Source organism: Pseudophaeobacter arcticus DSM 23566 (assembly GCF_000473205.1).
Lineage (GTDB): Bacteria > Pseudomonadota > Alphaproteobacteria > Rhodobacterales > Rhodobacteraceae > Pseudophaeobacter > Pseudophaeobacter arcticus.
Map to the genome: position 1 here is coordinate 2,418,019 of NZ_KI421507.1, position 15,891 is coordinate 2,433,909.

General features: G+C 57.6%; 14 protein-coding genes and 4 tRNA genes. 4 read left to right on the plus strand and 14 right to left on the minus strand.

Annotated elements, in window-relative coordinates:
* Positions 1–1,224: a 5-aminolevulinate synthase gene (hemA, locus tag ARCT_RS0115835; protein ID WP_027240945.1), complete on the minus strand. Its 1,224-nt coding sequence runs from the start codon at positions 1,222–1,224 to the stop codon at positions 1–3.
* Between the two features lie 534 nt (positions 1,225–1,758).
* Between hemA and ARCT_RS0115840 the strand changes: the two genes are divergently transcribed.
* Complete coding sequence (locus ARCT_RS0115840; RefSeq protein WP_027240946.1) at positions 1,759–3,147, plus strand: M20/M25/M40 family metallo-hydrolase; 1,389 nt, start codon at positions 1,759–1,761, stop codon at positions 3,145–3,147.
* Between the two features lie 215 nt (positions 3,148–3,362).
* A complete protein-coding gene (locus ARCT_RS0115845) occupies positions 3,363–3,584 on the plus strand; it encodes a hypothetical protein (RefSeq protein WP_027240947.1) in 222 nt (73 codons plus the stop codon).
* Positions 3,585–3,797: 213 nt separating this feature from the next.
* Here ARCT_RS0115845 and ARCT_RS0115850 read toward each other — a convergent pair.
* The 6 genes from ARCT_RS0115850 to ARCT_RS0115875 all read right to left on the minus strand — a co-directional run bounded on the left by ARCT_RS0115850 (position 3,798) and on the right by ARCT_RS0115875 (position 6,208).
* Positions 3,798–3,874, minus strand: a tRNA-Asp gene (locus ARCT_RS0115850).
* A 46-nt stretch (positions 3,875–3,920) separates the two neighbouring features.
* Positions 3,921–3,997: transfer RNA gene (locus tag ARCT_RS0115855), tRNA-Asp, on the minus strand.
* A 93-nt stretch (positions 3,998–4,090) separates the two neighbouring features.
* Positions 4,091–4,167: transfer RNA gene (locus tag ARCT_RS0115860), tRNA-Asp, on the minus strand.
* A 424-nt stretch (positions 4,168–4,591) separates the two neighbouring features.
* Positions 4,592–5,335 (minus strand): hypothetical protein, encoded by a 744-nt coding sequence (locus ARCT_RS0115865; protein WP_154665376.1) that lies wholly within the window; start codon positions 5,333–5,335, stop codon positions 4,592–4,594.
* 151 nt (positions 5,336–5,486) lie between these two features.
* Positions 5,487–5,562, minus strand: a tRNA-Val gene (locus tag ARCT_RS0115870).
* Positions 5,563–5,635: 73 nt separating this feature from the next.
* Positions 5,636–6,208: a histidine phosphatase family protein gene (locus ARCT_RS0115875; RefSeq protein ID WP_027240949.1), complete on the minus strand. Its 573-nt coding sequence runs from the start codon at positions 6,206–6,208 to the stop codon at positions 5,636–5,638.
* A 190-nt stretch (positions 6,209–6,398) separates the two neighbouring features.
* Between ARCT_RS0115875 and ARCT_RS0115880 the strand changes: the two genes are divergently transcribed.
* A complete protein-coding gene (locus ARCT_RS0115880; protein ID WP_027240950.1) occupies positions 6,399–7,016 on the plus strand; it encodes a glutathione S-transferase in 618 nt (205 codons plus the stop codon).
* A 30-nt stretch (positions 7,017–7,046) separates the two neighbouring features.
* Here the strand turns inward: ARCT_RS0115880 and ARCT_RS0115885 are convergent, their stop codons facing one another.
* A complete protein-coding gene (locus tag ARCT_RS0115885) occupies positions 7,047–7,613 on the minus strand; it encodes a TetR/AcrR family transcriptional regulator (RefSeq protein WP_084300888.1) in 567 nt (188 codons plus the stop codon).
* 161 nt (positions 7,614–7,774) lie between these two features.
* Here ARCT_RS0115885 and ARCT_RS0115890 point away from each other — a divergent pair, with 161 nt between their 5' ends.
* Positions 7,775–8,359, plus strand: a complete 585-nt coding sequence (locus ARCT_RS0115890) for an NAD(P)H-dependent oxidoreductase (RefSeq protein ID WP_027240952.1) — start codon at positions 7,775–7,777, stop codon at positions 8,357–8,359.
* Positions 8,360–8,426: 67 nt separating this feature from the next.
* Here ARCT_RS0115890 and ARCT_RS0115895 read toward each other — a convergent pair whose 3' ends face one another.
* The 6 genes from ARCT_RS0115895 to ARCT_RS0115920 form a co-directional block, all read right to left on the minus strand.
* On the minus strand, positions 8,427–10,046 hold the full coding sequence (locus ARCT_RS0115895) for an AMP-binding protein (RefSeq protein ID WP_027240953.1): 1,620 nt from the start codon (positions 10,044–10,046) through the stop codon (positions 8,427–8,429).
* 1 nt (position 10,047) lies between these two features.
* Positions 10,048–11,208, minus strand: coding sequence for an acyl-CoA dehydrogenase family protein (locus ARCT_RS0115900; protein ID WP_027240954.1), 1,161 nt, complete (start codon positions 11,206–11,208; stop codon positions 10,048–10,050).
* Positions 11,209–11,291: 83 nt separating this feature from the next.
* Complete coding sequence (locus tag ARCT_RS0115905; RefSeq protein ID WP_027240955.1) at positions 11,292–12,110, minus strand: enoyl-CoA hydratase family protein; 819 nt, start codon at positions 12,108–12,110, stop codon at positions 11,292–11,294.
* Positions 12,107–12,568 carry a MarR family winged helix-turn-helix transcriptional regulator gene (locus tag ARCT_RS0115910; protein ID WP_027240956.1) on the minus strand — a complete coding sequence of 154 codons (462 nt, stop codon included), beginning with the start codon at positions 12,566–12,568 and terminating at the stop codon, positions 12,107–12,109. The genes ARCT_RS0115905 and ARCT_RS0115910 overlap by 4 nt, the downstream gene beginning before the upstream one ends.
* A complete protein-coding gene (locus ARCT_RS0115915) occupies positions 12,565–13,320 on the minus strand; it encodes an SDR family NAD(P)-dependent oxidoreductase (RefSeq protein WP_027240957.1) in 756 nt (251 codons plus the stop codon). The genes ARCT_RS0115910 and ARCT_RS0115915 overlap by 4 nt, the downstream gene beginning before the upstream one ends.
* Positions 13,317–15,611, minus strand: a complete 2,295-nt coding sequence (locus ARCT_RS0115920) for a bifunctional salicylyl-CoA 5-hydroxylase/oxidoreductase (protein WP_027240958.1) — start codon at positions 15,609–15,611, stop codon at positions 13,317–13,319. Before ARCT_RS0115920 ends, ARCT_RS0115915 begins: the two co-directional genes overlap by 4 nt.
* Positions 15,612–15,891 lie beyond the last annotated feature (280 nt).

The window sequence follows — 15,891 nt, forward strand, 5'->3', positions numbered from 1 at the left end:
CTAGCCCGCCAGTTCGGCACGATTCAGCGCACAATGCGACCAAAGACTGTCCATCGCCTGCACCAGGTGATCGACTTCTGAGGGACCATGCACGGGTGATGGTGTAAACCGCAGCCGTTCGGTACCGCGTGGCACTGTGGGGAAATTGATCGGCTGCACGTAGAGGCCGAACTCGGACAGCAGCATATCGCTGAGCTTTTTTGTATGAACAGGATCGCCAACAATCACCGGAACGATGTGGCTGCCATGGTCAATAATCGGGAGCCCCAATCCTTTCAGGCGAAGTTTCAGAGCCTTGGCCAATTCCTGGTGCTTCTCTCGCAGCTCTGGATGCTCTTTGAGATAAGCCACCGAAGCTGCGGCACCTGCTGCAACCGCAGGGGACAGGGACGTGGTGAAGATAAAGCCGGGCGCATAAGAGCGAATCGCGTCGCACATTTTCTCCGAGGCAGCGATATATCCGCCCATAACCCCGTAAGCCTTGGCCAGGGTACCGTTGATGATATCAATGCGATGGGCCAGATTGTCCCGCTCGGCAACACCACCACCGCGGGGGCCATAAAGCCCAACGGCATGGACCTCATCAATATAGGTCAATGCGCCAAATTCATCGGCCAGATCACAGATTTCCTTAATCGGGCCAAAATCACCGTCCATTGAATAAACAGATTCAAAGGCGATCAATTTGGGCGCGGCAGGATCGTCTGCTTGCAGCAGTTCTCGCAGATGCGCGACGTCATTGTGGCGGAACACCCGCTTGTCGCCACCATTGCGGCGCACACCTTCGATCATCGAGGCATGGTTCAGCGCATCCGAATAGATGATCAACCCGGGAAACAGTTTTGGCAGCGTCGAAAGCGTCGCATCATTGGCGATATAGGCGGAGGTAAACAGCAGGGCGGCCTCTTTGCGGTGCAGATCCGCCAGCTCGGCCTCCAGGCGTTTGTGATAAACCGTGGTGCCCGAAATATTGCGGGTGCCGCCAGATCCGGCGCCGGTGGCATCAATGGCCTCGTGCATGGCCTGCAACACAACCGGGTTCTGCCCCATGCCAAGATAGTCGTTGCCACACCAAACCGTGATGTCCTGACGGCTGCCATCGGGCCGCGTCCAAACCGCATGCGGAAACTGACCGTTTTTGCGTTCGATGTCGATAAAGGTGCGGTACCGCCCCTCTTCGTGTAGACGATCAATGGCGGCGTCGAGTTTCGCGGAATAGTCCACCGGCTTCTCCATAGCTATCAAGGGCGCCTATCGTAAAGCAGCGCAGGCTGTGTATATGTCACGCAGTTTGCAGGTCGCTCACCCATTCGCATTCATGAATGAGTAACAAATGCGCACTCTTAGATCAACCGGATACGCACCGCAGCCCTGCACAACTTTGATACAGGTCAAATAGACCTATAGCAAAAGCCCGACAAGAAGCCCTGCGCCCCCTTTCCCGCCATTTGCGCCGTATCGGCTGCGACAAAAGCGGCGATTGCCGCCTATTGGAAACCCAATCTCCCCTCCTCTGCCCCCGCATCTGCGCCTCACAACACGGAAATCTGTGGCAGATTCCGGGGCTGACTTGCAGATTCGCCCCGCCAGCCCCCCCACCAGCCCCCCCACCAGGCGACACCTGGAAATGGCGCTGCGCGGGCCTTTGCGCGCCCAGGCTTATTTCTCCCCTTCGCAGATCTGGCTCCCTCCCAGGGAGGCTGCTAGGGTCCCGGGCAGGGATCCCCCTTGAACCCAGGACAATGACCGGAGACTAAAATGTCGCTTAACGATGTGCTTGATCGGATTGACACAGACCTAGAGGCCGCAACCCAGCGGTTGCTGGAACTTTTGCGTATCCAATCCATTTCCACTGATCCCGCCTATAAGGCCGAATGTGACAAGGCCGCTGACTGGCTGGTTTCGGACCTGAAAAGCATTGGGATCAAAGCCGAAAAACGCCCCACCCCCGGGCATCCCATGGTGGTGGGCCATTTTGGCGAAGATAACAGTGACACCCCCCATGTGCTGTTTTACGGCCACTATGACGTGCAACCGGTCGACCCCCTGGAGCTGTGGAAAACACCCCCCTTTGACCCCAAGCTGGAAGAGACCAAAAATGGCACCGTGATCCGGGGCCGTGGCGCTTCGGATGACAAGGGGCAGCTGATGACATTTGTCGAAGCCTGCCGCGCCTGGAAAGCCATCCATGGCACCCTGCCCTGCCGCATCACCTTTTTCTTTGAAGGTGAGGAAGAGAGCGGCTCTCCCTCGCTGGTGCCGTTCATGCAAGAGCACGCAGCAGAACTGAAAGCGGATCTCGCCCTGATCTGCGACACCTCGATGGTGTCACGCGGGGTGCCGTCGATTTCGTCGCAGCTGCGTGGCATGCTGAAGGATGAATTCACCCTGGTCGGCCCCCGGATTGATCTGCATTCCGGCCATTACGGCGGTCCCGGTCTCAACCCGCTGCGGGAAATCTCGCGCATTATAGCCTCTTTCTACGATGAAGAGACCGGCGCCGTTGCGGTGGAGGGATTCTATGAGGGGGTAGAGCCCGTTCCCGCCGAGCTGCTGCGCCAGTGGGAGGCATCTGGTTTCACCGCCAAAGACTACCTCGACAATGCAGGCTACACCCAGGCCCATGGCGAAAAGGACTATTCCATCCTCGAGCAGCAATGGGCCCGCCCAACGCTGGAAATCAACGGTATCTGGGGCGGCTACAATGGCGCGGGCTCCAAAACCGTGATCCCCTCCGAGGCCCACTGCAAGATCACCTGCCGTCTGGTGGGGGACATGGATCCGGACGCCCTGCGCGCCAAGCTGCGCAAACACGTCGAGGCCCAGCTGAAACCCGATAGCAAAGTCATCTGGGACAATGATCTGGAAGGATCGCGGGCCTCGGTGATGGACATTACCCGCCCCGAATTTGAAGCCGCGCGCGGCGCTCTTAGCGATGAATGGAACCGCGAAGCCGTATTCTGTGGCATGGGTGGTTCCATCCCGATTGCGGGATTCTTCAAATCCATTCTGGGCATGGAATCCATGTTGGTTGGCTATGCCAACGAAGATGACGCCATCCATTCCCCCAATGAGAAATACGACCTCAAGAGCTTCCACAAGGGCACCCGGTCCTGGGCGCGCATCCTGGACGCCCTGACAAAATAAGCAAAGACGCAGGGGCTGGTCGCGACACCAGCCCCTGCCCCCTGCAAGACAAGTGATCTGTCGTAGATTTGGCATCTTGCCCGGGCAGAAACGCGAATTTACGCGCGATATACGCTCATATTCTCTCTCCAGACCAATCCGCTTAAGACTTGTTTAGCCAGTTCTTGCGAGACTGCGCTGAACAGCACAGATTGTTGCAAATGGAGAAACAGGCAATGCCACATAGCAAATACAAACGTCCCGCCGGCTTTGAAGGCATCCAGAGCGACCCAGAAGAAAGCTACCGCGCGGGCTATCAACATGGGGTGCGGGTGATGCTACGCCACCTGGAAACCGAACAGAATCTGGATATGGAACGGCTGACCAAATGGGTCAATTCCGAGCTGACCTCCTGGCGCCATGACACGCAGGCAGAACCTACCCCACCCGCCCCCTAAAGAGGGGCAAGAGCGCTCCCCCATATGTTGCAATGGATCGACATCACGCAGCCCCTTCGGGGGCTGTTTGGCGTTTCGCAGGCGCATAGCATTCGACAGACCAGACCACCCGGATCGCGCCGACCACCAGATAGCGCCGACCAAAGGGCGGCACATGAAGCAGCGGCTGCTGGCCAATTTGCTTAGATGTTCAAGACAGACTATTGAGAAAAGTGGCGCGGTTGACGGGGCTCGAACCCGCGACCCCCGGCGTGACAGGCCGGTACTCTAACCAGCTGAGCTACAACCGCGCATCTATACCTTTTCAGGCGCCCTAAGAGGGGCAAAGTGAAGAAGTGGCGCGGTTGACGGGGCTCGAACCCGCGACCCCCGGCGTGACAGGCCGGTACTCTAACCAGCTGAGCTACAACCGCGCATTTTCTTCGTAGTGGCCTTGGCCACATCCCTCATCCGAGGCGGCCCCATCCGGAGCGGGATTTGATATGTCCAAATCAGACAGGCAGCAGTGGCGCGGTTGACGGGGCTCGAACCCGCGACCCCCGGCGTGACAGGCCGGTACTCTAACCAGCTGAGCTACAACCGCGTGCTGCCCATCCAGCATCGCTGCTGAATGTTGGGCTGTAATATTCCCAGCGCTCGGGGATCGTCAAGCGGTGTTTTGGCATTTTCGCGGCTTTGGTCGAAAAAAATGGCCAGAACATTGTAACCATTTGATTTTCATCACTTCAAATAGGGCGTTCCCAGCCGCAAAAGGATCCGCCACTTCCGGCGCCCACCTTTCTCGCCCCCCGCTGACAGCGCCCCGAGCATTTTACCGCCTGTCTGCAGCAGCAAAGCGGCGAACGATGTGCAAGGGCGATCTGGAACAATAGCGGGCCAATAGCAAAGGGGGGCCAAAGCCCCCCACCATGCCACAAACCTCTGTGTCGGTGATTTGCCGTCTGACAAATCAAATCCATTGCAGCAGTACCTGCAAAAGACGGCTAGAACTGTGGGATCAAAAGCGATCAGTCGATGCAGATCTCCTGCAAAACCTGCATCATCGCATCATAGTTTGGAATGAAGCCTTCGATCTGAAAGGAACTCTGCTTGCCTCTTTCCGTCAGCTTATCCAATTTGGCACCCTCCGCTGACACATCCATGCCAATCTGTGTTGCCAGTTTTTTCGCATGTACAGAAACCGGTTCCTCCCCCTGATAGACCTCCTCAAAGACCAACCACTCATAGTCGATCTGTTGGTACCTCAGTTGCGCAATGACACGTCCAAGCACCAATTGGTCACTCCAATACTGCCTGCGCACCATATCCAGATCGATGGGGGCAGGCACAATTTCACCAGAAAGGATCGCCGGATACCGCTCGGCCTCCTGCTCCGGCCCCCAGGCTCCGGTAGAGAAGGCCAGGAAAAGAGACCTCAACCTGCGAATGCTGTTGCTGCGGGTCAGGACGATGAAAAAATAGCCATGCTTTTTGGCGCATTTGATCAGCGTCTTTGTCACCTGAGGAGGGGGAACCTCGATGCAGTGTTTGATATTGACCTTTTGCTGCAACAGTGAGTCGATGCTTGCCTCGAGGGCGGATAGATCTTTGTCTTCCTGGAATTTTTTGACAACATGCCCCCAGAGCCGCCCTGGGTTAAAGGGCTCATGCTCAACCGTCCGGAACGGAGAAACCTGCGCTAGAAAATTCTGCAAAGAGGTCCCACCAGTGCGGCGCAAGGTCAGGGTCAATGTTGGACGAGGGTTAGACAAGCCTTGTCTCCTATAGATTTGGGAGCGCTACCCAATTTGGAATGGCAAATTCTAACATTGTCTCTATCCGGCAGCAACATATGGCTCTGCCAAATGCCCTAGGCAACCCACCCCGAAAGAGATGTTATTCCGTCAATTTCAAGGGGTTGCATGGTGGGTGATGAGAGGCTCGAACTCCCGACATCTTCGGTGTAAACGAAGCGCTCTACCAACTGAGCTAATCACCCGATATGCGGGGATTTAGACAAAGACAGGGGCAGGCGCAAGAGGGGAAAAGGCATTTTTTGCAAAAAAGTCAGTTTACTGCAAAAGCTGTTCACGGCCCTCCTCCAGAACATAGATACAGCCCTGCTGGTTTGACAGTTTTGCCATCTCCTGACGCGACAAGCCCAGAACAATTCCGCGCATCACCTGCCCCAGCAATCCATGGGCCACAACAACCGAGGGGCCCGTCAAAGCCTGCATGAACGACAGGATACGGGCATGGAAGCTGGCATAGCCTTCGCCATTGGGGGCGGCACAGAACAGGTCCAGATGAGAGGGGTTTGCAGCCCAGATATCTGGGAACCGCACCTCCACCTCCGGTAAGGTCATCCCCTGCAGATCGCCGGCATGGGCCTCAGCCAAGCGAGGGTCGATGGTGATATCGGCCCCGGCCAGGGCAATCTCTGCCGTTTCCCGCGCCCGGCCCAATGGCGACACGTAGCACGTCGGAACCTGTGCCAAGATCGGCCGCATCAGCGCTGCCTGTTGGCGCGCATGGGATTGACCCAGGGGGCTCAATTGCGATTCCAATTGCCCCTGAATGCGTTTCTCTGCGTTCCACTCGGTTTGCCCGTGACGCAAAAACCAGATTTTGGGAAAGGAAGTCATGTGACTACAGATCCTCATGCTAATAACTTGGTGATAATCCCGTTACAGTTAGCGCTGCGCCGCCCGGAATGAAAGGCCCCGAGATCTTGAACCGCCCAAGACCTGCCTCTCGACAAGGGGAAAGAACTGCGGCCTTGTGGAGCTGCTGCAAAGACCTGCACTTACCTGAAACAAAAAAACCAACGGCCCCATGACCCACACGCTATATTCCTTTCGCAGATGTCCCTATGCCATGCGCGCCCGTCTGGCCCTGGCCTCAGCTGCGCAGCCTGTTGAGCTGCGCGAAATTGTGCTGCGTGATAAGCCTGACGCGTTTTTAGATGCCTCCCCCAGCGCCACGGTGCCCTGTTTGACCACCCCCGAGCAGGTGATTGATGAAAGTCTCGAGATTATGATCTGGGCACTTCGCCAGAATGACCCGGAACACTGGCTGGCGATGCCTGATGCTGGCTGGGACTGGATTGCCAGAGCCGACGGCCCCTTCAAACAGGCCCTGGACCGAACCAAATATGCCAGCCGCTACCCGGATGAGGACGCAACGGCACAGCGCCAAAAGGCCGCTGAGTTTCTCTCAGACCTGGATCAGCAGATTGACACATGGATTTTTGACCAAGCTTCCATCGCGGACTACGCCATATTGCCCTTCGTACGGCAATTCGCATTTATCGACAAAGCCTGGTTTGACCAGCAGCTCTGGCCCAACCTTCAGGCCTGGTTGGAGCGCTTTCTGACCAGCAGCAGGTTTGAAGCAGTCATGCTGAAATACCCCCAATGGCAGGACGGCGACGCTGCGACGACATTTCCTTAGCCGCAATTGGAGGCCAAGCAGATCACAACCTTACCCCCCAGGACACAGCCAGGCCCGGAGGTAGACAGTGAGCCTGGCCTCCATAGTTTGATCCTCGTGCAGGGCACAAAAATGCAGAGCCATCGCCTGAGTCAGAAAGGCCTGCATACCCTCGGCCTGTAATTCGGCGGAAATATCCTGGCGGAACTGGCCTGTCTCGAACCAAAGGGCCGTGAGGGTCAAATACCGGTCAAAGGTCGTGGCAATTGCACCAATCTCAGCCACAGCAGCCGCGCCGGACAATCGCAGGATCACATCAAAAACATAGCGCTCCTGTGTCATGTAGCGCAGCAACGGCTGCTGCAAGGCAACCAGGTCCTCAACAGTTCTGGGCGCAGGCGCCTTGGCCAGTTGATCCAGATGCTGGTCGATGCCAGCCCCGATCAGCAGATCCATCAAAGCGTCCTTGTCTTTGAAATGCGCAAAGAACGTCCCCTTGGCGACACCAGCCCCCTGAACCACTTCGTCGGTCCGCAGGGCTGCATAGCCATTTTCCGCCACCAGCGCTGTGGCCACAGCGACAAGTCGGGCCCGTGTCTCAAGAGTTCTCTTCTGCATTTGTCTCACCATGCTCTCCTGCTGCCATGTTCGGCCGGAATGGTCAAATTGCCAACCCAAACATCAACTAAAAGTGACCGTAGTCATTTTCTAATTGACCATAGTCATTTTTTACCTCAATAAATGACCGTAGTCAATTAATAGCCAGTTTGGAGCCCCCAATGACCCGCATCTTCATCTTGAACGGCCACCCCGCTGAGACGTCTCTCAACAAAGCGCTGAGCCTTGCCTATGCCCGCGCCGCAGAGGCACATGGCCACGAGGTTCGCATCCTGCATCTGCATGATCTGGAGTTTGACATCGACTATGGCTTTGCCGGTTATACTGAGGTCAAACCTCTGGAGCCGAATTTACAGAGCTTTTTCAACAATCTGGAATGGTGCGAGCACTTTGTGATGACCACCCCTATGTGGTGGGGGGGATTGCCTGGAAAATTGAAAGGCCTGTTTGACCGCGCATTGCTGCCGGGCAGAGCCTTTGACACCCAAAACACCAAGATGGGCATGCCGGCCCCGATGCTAAAGGGGCGCAGTGGCCGCGTCATTGTTACCGCAGACACCCCAAAGTTTCTGATGTGGCTGCTTTACAGCAATGCCATGTTGCGCCAGACCGAACGCCAGATTCTTGGGTTTATCGGTCTGAAACCGGTCAAGAGCAACTTTTTTGCAGCGGCATCCCACCCAAAGCCCAAAGCCGTAAACCGCTGGCTTGCTCAGGTCGAAAAACTGGCTGCAAAAGCCGCATGAGCGGGACAAAGGATTGGGGCCGGTTCTGCCACATCAGTGCGCCGACATTTTCCGGCCCCGCCTCTGTCTACTGCGCCGCTTTCAAGCGAAAGCGCTGGATTTTGCCGGTTTCGGTCTTTGGCAGCTCCTTGGTAAAAACCACCGAGCGGGGATATTTGAACGGCGCGATACTGGCCTTCACGTGGTCCTGCAAGATCTTTACCAAATCCTGCGAGGGCACATGCCCGGCGGTCAGCACGATATGCGCCTCGACAATAGAGCCACGGGCCTCGTTTGGCGCTGCAATCACCGCGCATTCCGCCACCGCCTCATGGGACAGCAGCGCCGCCTCCACCTCAGGACCCGCGATATTATAGCCGGCCGAGACAATCATATCATCGTTGCGGGCGGCAAAATGCAGATAGCCCGCCTCATCCATTCTGAAACTGTCCCCGGTCACATTCCAGCCATCCTGAACATAGGCTGACTGGCGGTCATCAGCCAGATAGCGACAGCCCGTCGGACCTTTCACAGCCAGACGTCCAATCTCCCCGCGCGGCGCCTCGGTGCCGTCGCTGTTCAGGATGCGCACCTGATAGCCGCTCACAGGCTTGCCGGTACAGGCCGGGCGGTGATCAGAAAACCGGTTGGTGATAAAGATATGCAGCATCTCGGTGGCGCCAATCCCGTCCAGCATCGGCTTGCCCGTCTTGGCGATCCAGGCCTCATAAACCGGCGAAGGCAGCGTCTCACCCGCGGAAACAGCGGCCCGCAACGAAGACAGATCCGCCCCCTCATCCATCGCCTGCAACATCACACGGTAGGCCGTCGGCGCGGTAAAACAAACCGTCGCCCGGTATTTTTCGATGATCTCTATCAGATTGGGGGGCGATGCGTTCTCCAACAGGGTTGCAGCGGCACCAAACCGCAGCGGGAAAATCGCCAACCCACCCAGCCCAAAGGTAAAGGCCAAAGGCGGCGAGCCAACAAAGACATCTTCGGGCTGCACATCCAGAACTTCGCGGGCATAGCCATCGGCAATGATCAACAGATCCCGGTGAAAATGCATCGTCGCCTTGGGCGACCCGGTGGTTCCCGAGGTAAAGCCCAACAGCGCCACATCATCACGCCCGGTCTTCACCGCGTCATAGCTCACCGGCTTTTCCAGCGCCAAACGGTCCAGCTCGGCGTCATGGTTAGAGGTGCCGTCAAAGCCAACCACCGATTTCAGATACTTGGAGGTTTTGGCACAGGTGACCAATTCCTCCATCAACCGGGTATCACAAAGCGCATGGGTGATTTCGGCCTTGTCAACAATCTGCCCCAGCTCCCCGGCGCGCAGCATCGGCATGGTATTGACCACCACCGCGCCAACCTTGGTGGCAGCCAGCCAGCAGGCCACCATCGCCGGGTTATTGGCAGAGCGGATCAAGACACGATTGCCCGGCACTACCCCCAGATCTTCGCTCAGCACATGGGCCAGCCGATTGGTCCAATCTGCCAGCTCCTTATAGGTGCGCCGTCGGCCATTGCCGATCAGCGCAATGTGATCGCCAAATCCTTTGGCCACCATGGCATCCGTCAGCTCAACCCCGACATTCAGCCGGTCCGGGTAGGCAAACCCCTCCAGCATGAACTCCGGCCATTGATCCTCTGGTGGTAGGTTGTCGCGGGTGAATGTATCGCTATGTGCAGAAACTCCCAGCATCTTACGCCCCTCCTTGATAGGCACCAAGGGTCTGACGGGCAATCACCACCCGTTGCACATCCGAGGCGCCCTCATAGATGCGCAAAGCTCTGATATCGCGGTACAGCTCCTCGACTTTCTGACCGTGGCGCACCCCATCCCCGCCATGCAGCTGCACCGCCTTGTCGATAACCTGCTGCGCCTGATCCGTCGAAAACAGCTTGGCCATGGCGGCCTCGCGGGTGACACGCGCCGCGCCGCTGTCCTTGGCCCAGGCGGCCCGGTAGACCAGCAGCGCCGCCGCATCCACGTCCAGCGCCATATCGGCAATATGGCCCTGCACCATCTGCAAATCAAACAGCGGCGCCCCCTGCACCTGCCGGGTTGAAACCCGCTGCAGCGCCTCATCCAACGCCCGCCGGGCAAAGCCAAGCGCCGCCGCCGCCACCGTCGAGCGGAACACATCCAGCACCGACATGGCGATTTTGAAACCGCCCCCCGCCTGACCCAACAGGGCGGATTTGGGGATGCGACAGTCGGTAAATCGCAGGGTGGCCAGCGGATGCGGCGCAATCACCTGCTGGCGCTCCACCACTTCAAACCCTGGCAGGCCAGCAGGCACGATAAAGGCGGACAATCCCCTGGCCCCCGGCGCCTCGCCGCTGCGGGCAAACACCGTGTAAACATCCGCAATGCCACCATTGGAAATCCAGGTCTTTTCCCCATTCAGCACATAGTCATCGCCATCCACTGTCGCGGTCATGGTGGAATTGGCCACATCCGATCCCGACTGCGGCTCGGTGAGCGCAAAGGCCGAAATCGCCCTGCCGCTGCGGGTCAGCGGCAACCATTCCGCCTGCTGGGCCTCAGAGCCAAACAGCGAAATCGCCCCGGTGCCAAGCCCCTGCATCGCAAAGGCAAAATCAGCCAGCCCGTCATGGCGCGCCAGGGTTTCGCGGATCAGGCAGAGGCTGCGCACATCCAGGCTCTCCCCCGCCATCGCACCACTGTGCTGCGCCCATCCAGCCTCCCCAAGGGCGGCAACCAGGTTGCGACAGGCCGCGTCCACATCACCGTGATCAATGCCAGCCAGGTTCTGCCCGGCCCAAAGGTCCAACTCATGCGCCAGCACCCGGTGCCGGTCCTCAAAGAACGGCCAGCTCAAAAATGTCCGGTCTGCCATCTGTCACCCCTTCTCTTCATCTTTCCCTAAAATACCTCCGCCGGAGGCATCCAACCGCCGCATCACGCGCTGCGGCTTGCGGCTTAATCGCCCTCAAACACCGGTTTTTCCTTGTTCACAAAGGCCCGGTAGGCGCGTTCAAAATCCGCAGTCTGCATGCAGATTGCCTGGGCCTGCGCCTCGGCCTCTATGGCCTGTTCAATCGACATGGACCATTCCTGCGCCAGCATTGTCTTTGTCATCATATTGCCAAAGTTCGGCCCCGCCGCGATACGCTGCGCCAGCGCCCGCGCCTGCACTTCCAGATCCGGGGCCTCTACCAGCTTGTTGTGAAACCCCCAGGCAAGGCCTTCTTCAGCACTCATGGAGCGCCCGGTATATAGCAGCTCGGCAGCGCGCCCCTGGCCAATGATCCGGGGCAGGATGGCGCAGGCGCCCATGTCACAGCCGGCAAGACCAACACGGGTAAATAAAAAGGCCGTCTTGGCCTCGGGCGTGGCAATCCGCAGATCTGACGCCATGGCGATAATCGCGCCGGCCCCAACACAAATACCATCAATCGCGGCGATCACCGGCTTGCCGCAATTGACAATCGCCTTCACAAGATCCCCGGTCATACGGGTAAAGGCCAGCAGCTCTTTCATGCTCATCTTGGTCAGCGGGCCAATGATATCATGCACATCGCCGCCCGAGCTAAAGTTGCCGCCATTTGAGGCAAAGACTACCGCCTTGACCTCATCATCATAGTGCAAATCGCGAAACCAATCGCGCAGCTCTGCATAGCTGTCAAAGGTCAGCGGGTTCTTGCGCTCTGGCCGATCCAAAGCGACGGTGGCAATGCCCTCTTCGATCTTGCAGAGAAAATGCTTGGGCTCGAAATGCGGGGAGGAGACCTGGGTCATGGCGCGCTATCCTTGTTTTCCAATCGCCGGGCCACTGCATCCAGTGCCTCGGCCATAGCCTGGGTCGCCTCGGGGGCGACGCCGGTAAAAATCTGATCAATCCAGCTCTCATGCGCCTTGGCCTGACGGGCAAACTCCGCTTCGCCCGCCGGGGTCAGCCGCACCCGGCTGGCGCGGCGGTCTCCGGGGACTTTTTCGCGCAGCACATGGCCATCCTCGACCAGACGCTCGACGATACCGGTCACATTGCCATTGGAGACCTTCAGCACGCTGGACAATTCGCTCATCTTGAGCCCCTGTCGATGCTGCGACAGCGCCGCCATCACGTCAAAGCGCGGCAGCGTGGTGGTAAACTCCTGGCGCAGGTTTTCACGCAGCGCGCTCTCCACACTGCGTGTCGCCTTGAGCAGCCGCAGCCAAAGCCGCAACCGATCCTTTGAGATATCTGTCTCGCTCAAATTTCACCTCCAGAAATGGGCAATGCTGTACCATTCACCGACCCTGCCCCGTCGCCAGCCAACCAAAGCGCGGCCTCGGCCACCTCCATCGGTTGGATAAAGCGATCCTGCGGGTTCCCGCGACGCAGCGATTTTTCCGCCTGCGCCCGTGACATGCCGGTCTTTGTCACAATAAGGTCCAGCGAGGTCTGCAACAGTGGCGTCTCGATAAACCCAGGGCACAGGGCATTCACCGTTACCCCGGTTTTTGCCAGCTCGATTGCCAGTGACCGGGTCAAGCCCAGCACACCATGTTTTGCCGCGCAATAGCCAGAAACATAGGGATATCCCTTGAGCCCGGCAGTGGAGGCCACGGCGATCAATCGCCCCCAGCCCGCGGCCTTCATCCCCGGAAGGCAGGCCTGCCAGAGGTTGAACACCCCCAGCAGGTTAACCCCCAAAGCATCGGTGAAATCCTCCACCGCCATCTGTTCAAAAGCCATGGAAGGTGCCGCCCCCGCATTGGCCAGGGCAATATCTACCGCGCCGTTTACAGCGCCCGCTTGCGCAATTGCCTGATCAAGGCTCTGCCTCTTGGTCACATCACAGGTCAGCGGCAGGGCGCCTGTCTCTGCCGCAACCTGCTGCAGCGCCTCCAGACGGCGGCCAAGGATTGTCACCTTGGCATCTTGGGCCGCAAATTGCCGGGCAAGTTCAGCGCCAACACCGGAACCTCCGCCAGTGATAACAACGTGTTTGCCGTGAAAGCTCATGCCCGGATCACCTCTGCCTCGCGGTCCGCAAGCCGCCAGGCCTGATCGCGCCCCGCCTCATAGGGCAAGGGCCAATGGCCAGATCGGTCGCCAATCTTGGTTGCCTCGTGCAATGTCCAATACGGATCTGCCAGATGCGGGCGGCCAACACAGACCAAATCGGCCCGCCCCGCCATCAGGATGGAATTGGCGTGATCCGCCTCGTAGATATTGCCCACAGCCATGGTCGCCAGGCCCGCCTCATTGCGAATACGGTCGGAAAAGGGCGTCTGGAACATACGGCCATAGACCGGCTGGGCGTCAATCGACGTCTGTCCCGCCGACACATCAATGATATCAACGCCGACCTCCGCAAAGGCACGGGCGATCCCCACCGCCTCTTCCGGCGTCACCCCGTCCTGCCCCAACCAATCGGTTGCAGATATCCGCACCGACATAGGCCTGTCTGCGGGCCAGACTGCCCGCATCGCGGCAAAGACCTCAAGCGGATAGCGCATCCGGTTTTCCAGAGACCCACCATAGGAATCCACACGGATGTTCGATTTTGGCGAAATGAAGGAGGAAATCAGGTAGCCATGTGCGGCATGCAGTTCGATCATGTCAAAGCCACAGCGCGCTGCCATTTGGGCCGAGGCCACGAACTCCGCCTTGACCTGATCCATTTCTGCCAAACTGATCTCACGCGGGGTGGCATTGTCCGGCGACCAGGGCAAGGCCGATGCCGAGACCAGATCCCAGTTATCAGCCGCCAGCGGTGCATCCATGGTTTCCCAGCCAACCTGGGTCGACCCCTTGCGCCCCGAATGACCAATCTGACAACAGATCTTTGCATCGGTCTCTTGATGCACAAACTCCACCAGCCGTTTCCAGGCCGCCTCATGCTCTGGCGCATAAAGACCCGGACATCCCGGCGTGATCCGCCCCGCAGGGCTGACACAGGTCATTTCGGTATAAACCAGTCCCGCGCCGCCTTTGGCACGTTCGCCATAGTGGATCAGATGCCAGTCGGTTGGGCAGCCATTTACCGCTTTGTACTGCGCCATCGGCGAGACCACGATGCGGTTTTTCAACCGCATATCCCGCAGCTGGTAGGGCGCAAACATTGGTGCCCGCACAGGCGCATCGCTCGGCGTGCCTGACTTTTCCTGAAACCATTTTTCAGCCGAGGCTAACCACTTAGGGTCACGCAGACGTAGGTTTTCATGAGAAATTCGCTGACTGCGGGTGAGCAGAGAATAGTTGAACTGCACCGGATCCATGCCAAGATAGCGTTCGACATCCTCAAACCATTCCAGCGAATTGCGCGCTGCCGATTGCAGCCGCAGCACATCCAGACGACGTTCCTCCTGGTAGCGTTCAAAGGCCCGCTCCAGACTGTCTTCGCTGGTGATCAGCTCCGCCAGGGCAATGGCGCTGTCAAAGGCCAGCCGAGAGCCGGAACCAATGGAAAAATGCGCCGTCGCCGAGGCATCGCCCAAAAGCACCACGTTTTCGTGGTGCCATTTATCACAGAGCACCCTGGGGAAGTTGATCCAAACCGCCGAGCCCCGCAGGTGATCGGCGTTGGACATCAGGGCGTGACCGCCAAGGTGATCTGCAAAGATCTCTTCGCAGGTGCGAATAATCTCTTCCTTGGACATATCTTCAAACCCCCAGCGATCCCAAGTCTCGCCAGAGCACTCAACAATCACTGTCGCGGTCTCATCATCAAATTGATAAGCGTGGATCCAGACCCAGCCATGTTTGGTTTTTTCAAACACAAAGGTAAAAGCATCATCAAATTTTTGATGAGTACCCAGCCAGATAAACTTGCAGGGGCGTACATCAATATTAGGCTTGAAGTGATCCGCAAATTCACTGCGCACTGCCGAGTTCAGCCCATCACAGCCAACCACCACGTCATAGTCTTGCTGATAGGCCGAGGCAGGTTTGGCCCGCGTTTCAAAGCGCAGGTCAACACCAAGTTCCCGCGCCCGGTCTTGCAGGATCAAGAGCATCTTCTTGCGACCAATTCCCGCAAAACCATGCCCTTCGGAGACAGTTCTCACCCCCTCCTGCACCACGGCGATGTCATCCCAATAGGCGAAGTTATCTTTGATGGCCTGCGCGGTTTGGGGATCATTGCGGCTTAGGTTGTCGAGGGCATCATCAGAAAGCACCACCCCCCAGCCAAAGGTATCATCCGCTTTGTTTTGCTCAAAAACAGTCACTTCGGCCTCAGGTTGCCGCAGCTTTAGCGAGATTGCAAAATAGAGCCCCGCAGGCCCTCCTCCCAAACATGCAATTTTCATGACCGTTCTTCCCTGAAACCAGAATATGAGATCAGGATAGGTCAGCAGGAAAAACTTTCAAGCTTAAAGTTTTATACTTGAAGGTTTATTCAGTCTCTTTTTACAGTCACCTGCTAAGGTAATGGGTATCCAGCGCCTCAGATCCGGTAGGCGACGAAATTATGAATAACCCATACTTTCTTTTATTAACAATTTATTAAGACCTTTTCTTATGTGGATAACCCTGTGAACATACAGGGGAAAGAATGCTCAACACACACTGTTTGAAGCGGCATCTGTA

Coding starts and splice junctions, on each gene's coding strand:
- ARCT_RS0115915 (WP_027240957.1), bottom strand. CDS start 13,320: ATGAGCTTTCACGGCAAACACGTTGTTATCACTGGCGGAGGTTCCGGT.
- ARCT_RS0115875 (WP_027240949.1), bottom strand. CDS start 6,208: ATGACTTCCTTTCCCAAAATCTGGTTTTTGCGTCACGGGCAAACCGAG.
- ARCT_RS0115920 (WP_027240958.1), bottom strand. CDS start 15,611: ATGAAAATTGCATGTTTGGGAGGAGGGCCTGCGGGGCTCTATTTTGCA.
- ARCT_RS0115880 (WP_027240950.1), top strand. CDS start 6,399: ATGACCCACACGCTATATTCCTTTCGCAGATGTCCCTATGCCATGCGC.
- ARCT_RS0115845 (WP_027240947.1), top strand. CDS start 3,363: ATGCCACATAGCAAATACAAACGTCCCGCCGGCTTTGAAGGCATCCAG.
- ARCT_RS0115885 (WP_084300888.1), bottom strand. CDS start 7,613: ATGCAGAAGAGAACTCTTGAGACACGGGCCCGACTTGTCGCTGTGGCC.
- ARCT_RS0115840 (WP_027240946.1), top strand. CDS start 1,759: ATGTCGCTTAACGATGTGCTTGATCGGATTGACACAGACCTAGAGGCC.
- ARCT_RS0115905 (WP_027240955.1), bottom strand. CDS start 12,110: ATGACCCAGGTCTCCTCCCCGCATTTCGAGCCCAAGCATTTTCTCTGC.
- ARCT_RS0115895 (WP_027240953.1), bottom strand. CDS start 10,046: ATGCTGGGAGTTTCTGCACATAGCGATACATTCACCCGCGACAACCTA.
- ARCT_RS0115900 (WP_027240954.1), bottom strand. CDS start 11,208: ATGGCAGACCGGACATTTTTGAGCTGGCCGTTCTTTGAGGACCGGCAC.
- ARCT_RS0115890 (WP_027240952.1), top strand. CDS start 7,775: ATGACCCGCATCTTCATCTTGAACGGCCACCCCGCTGAGACGTCTCTC.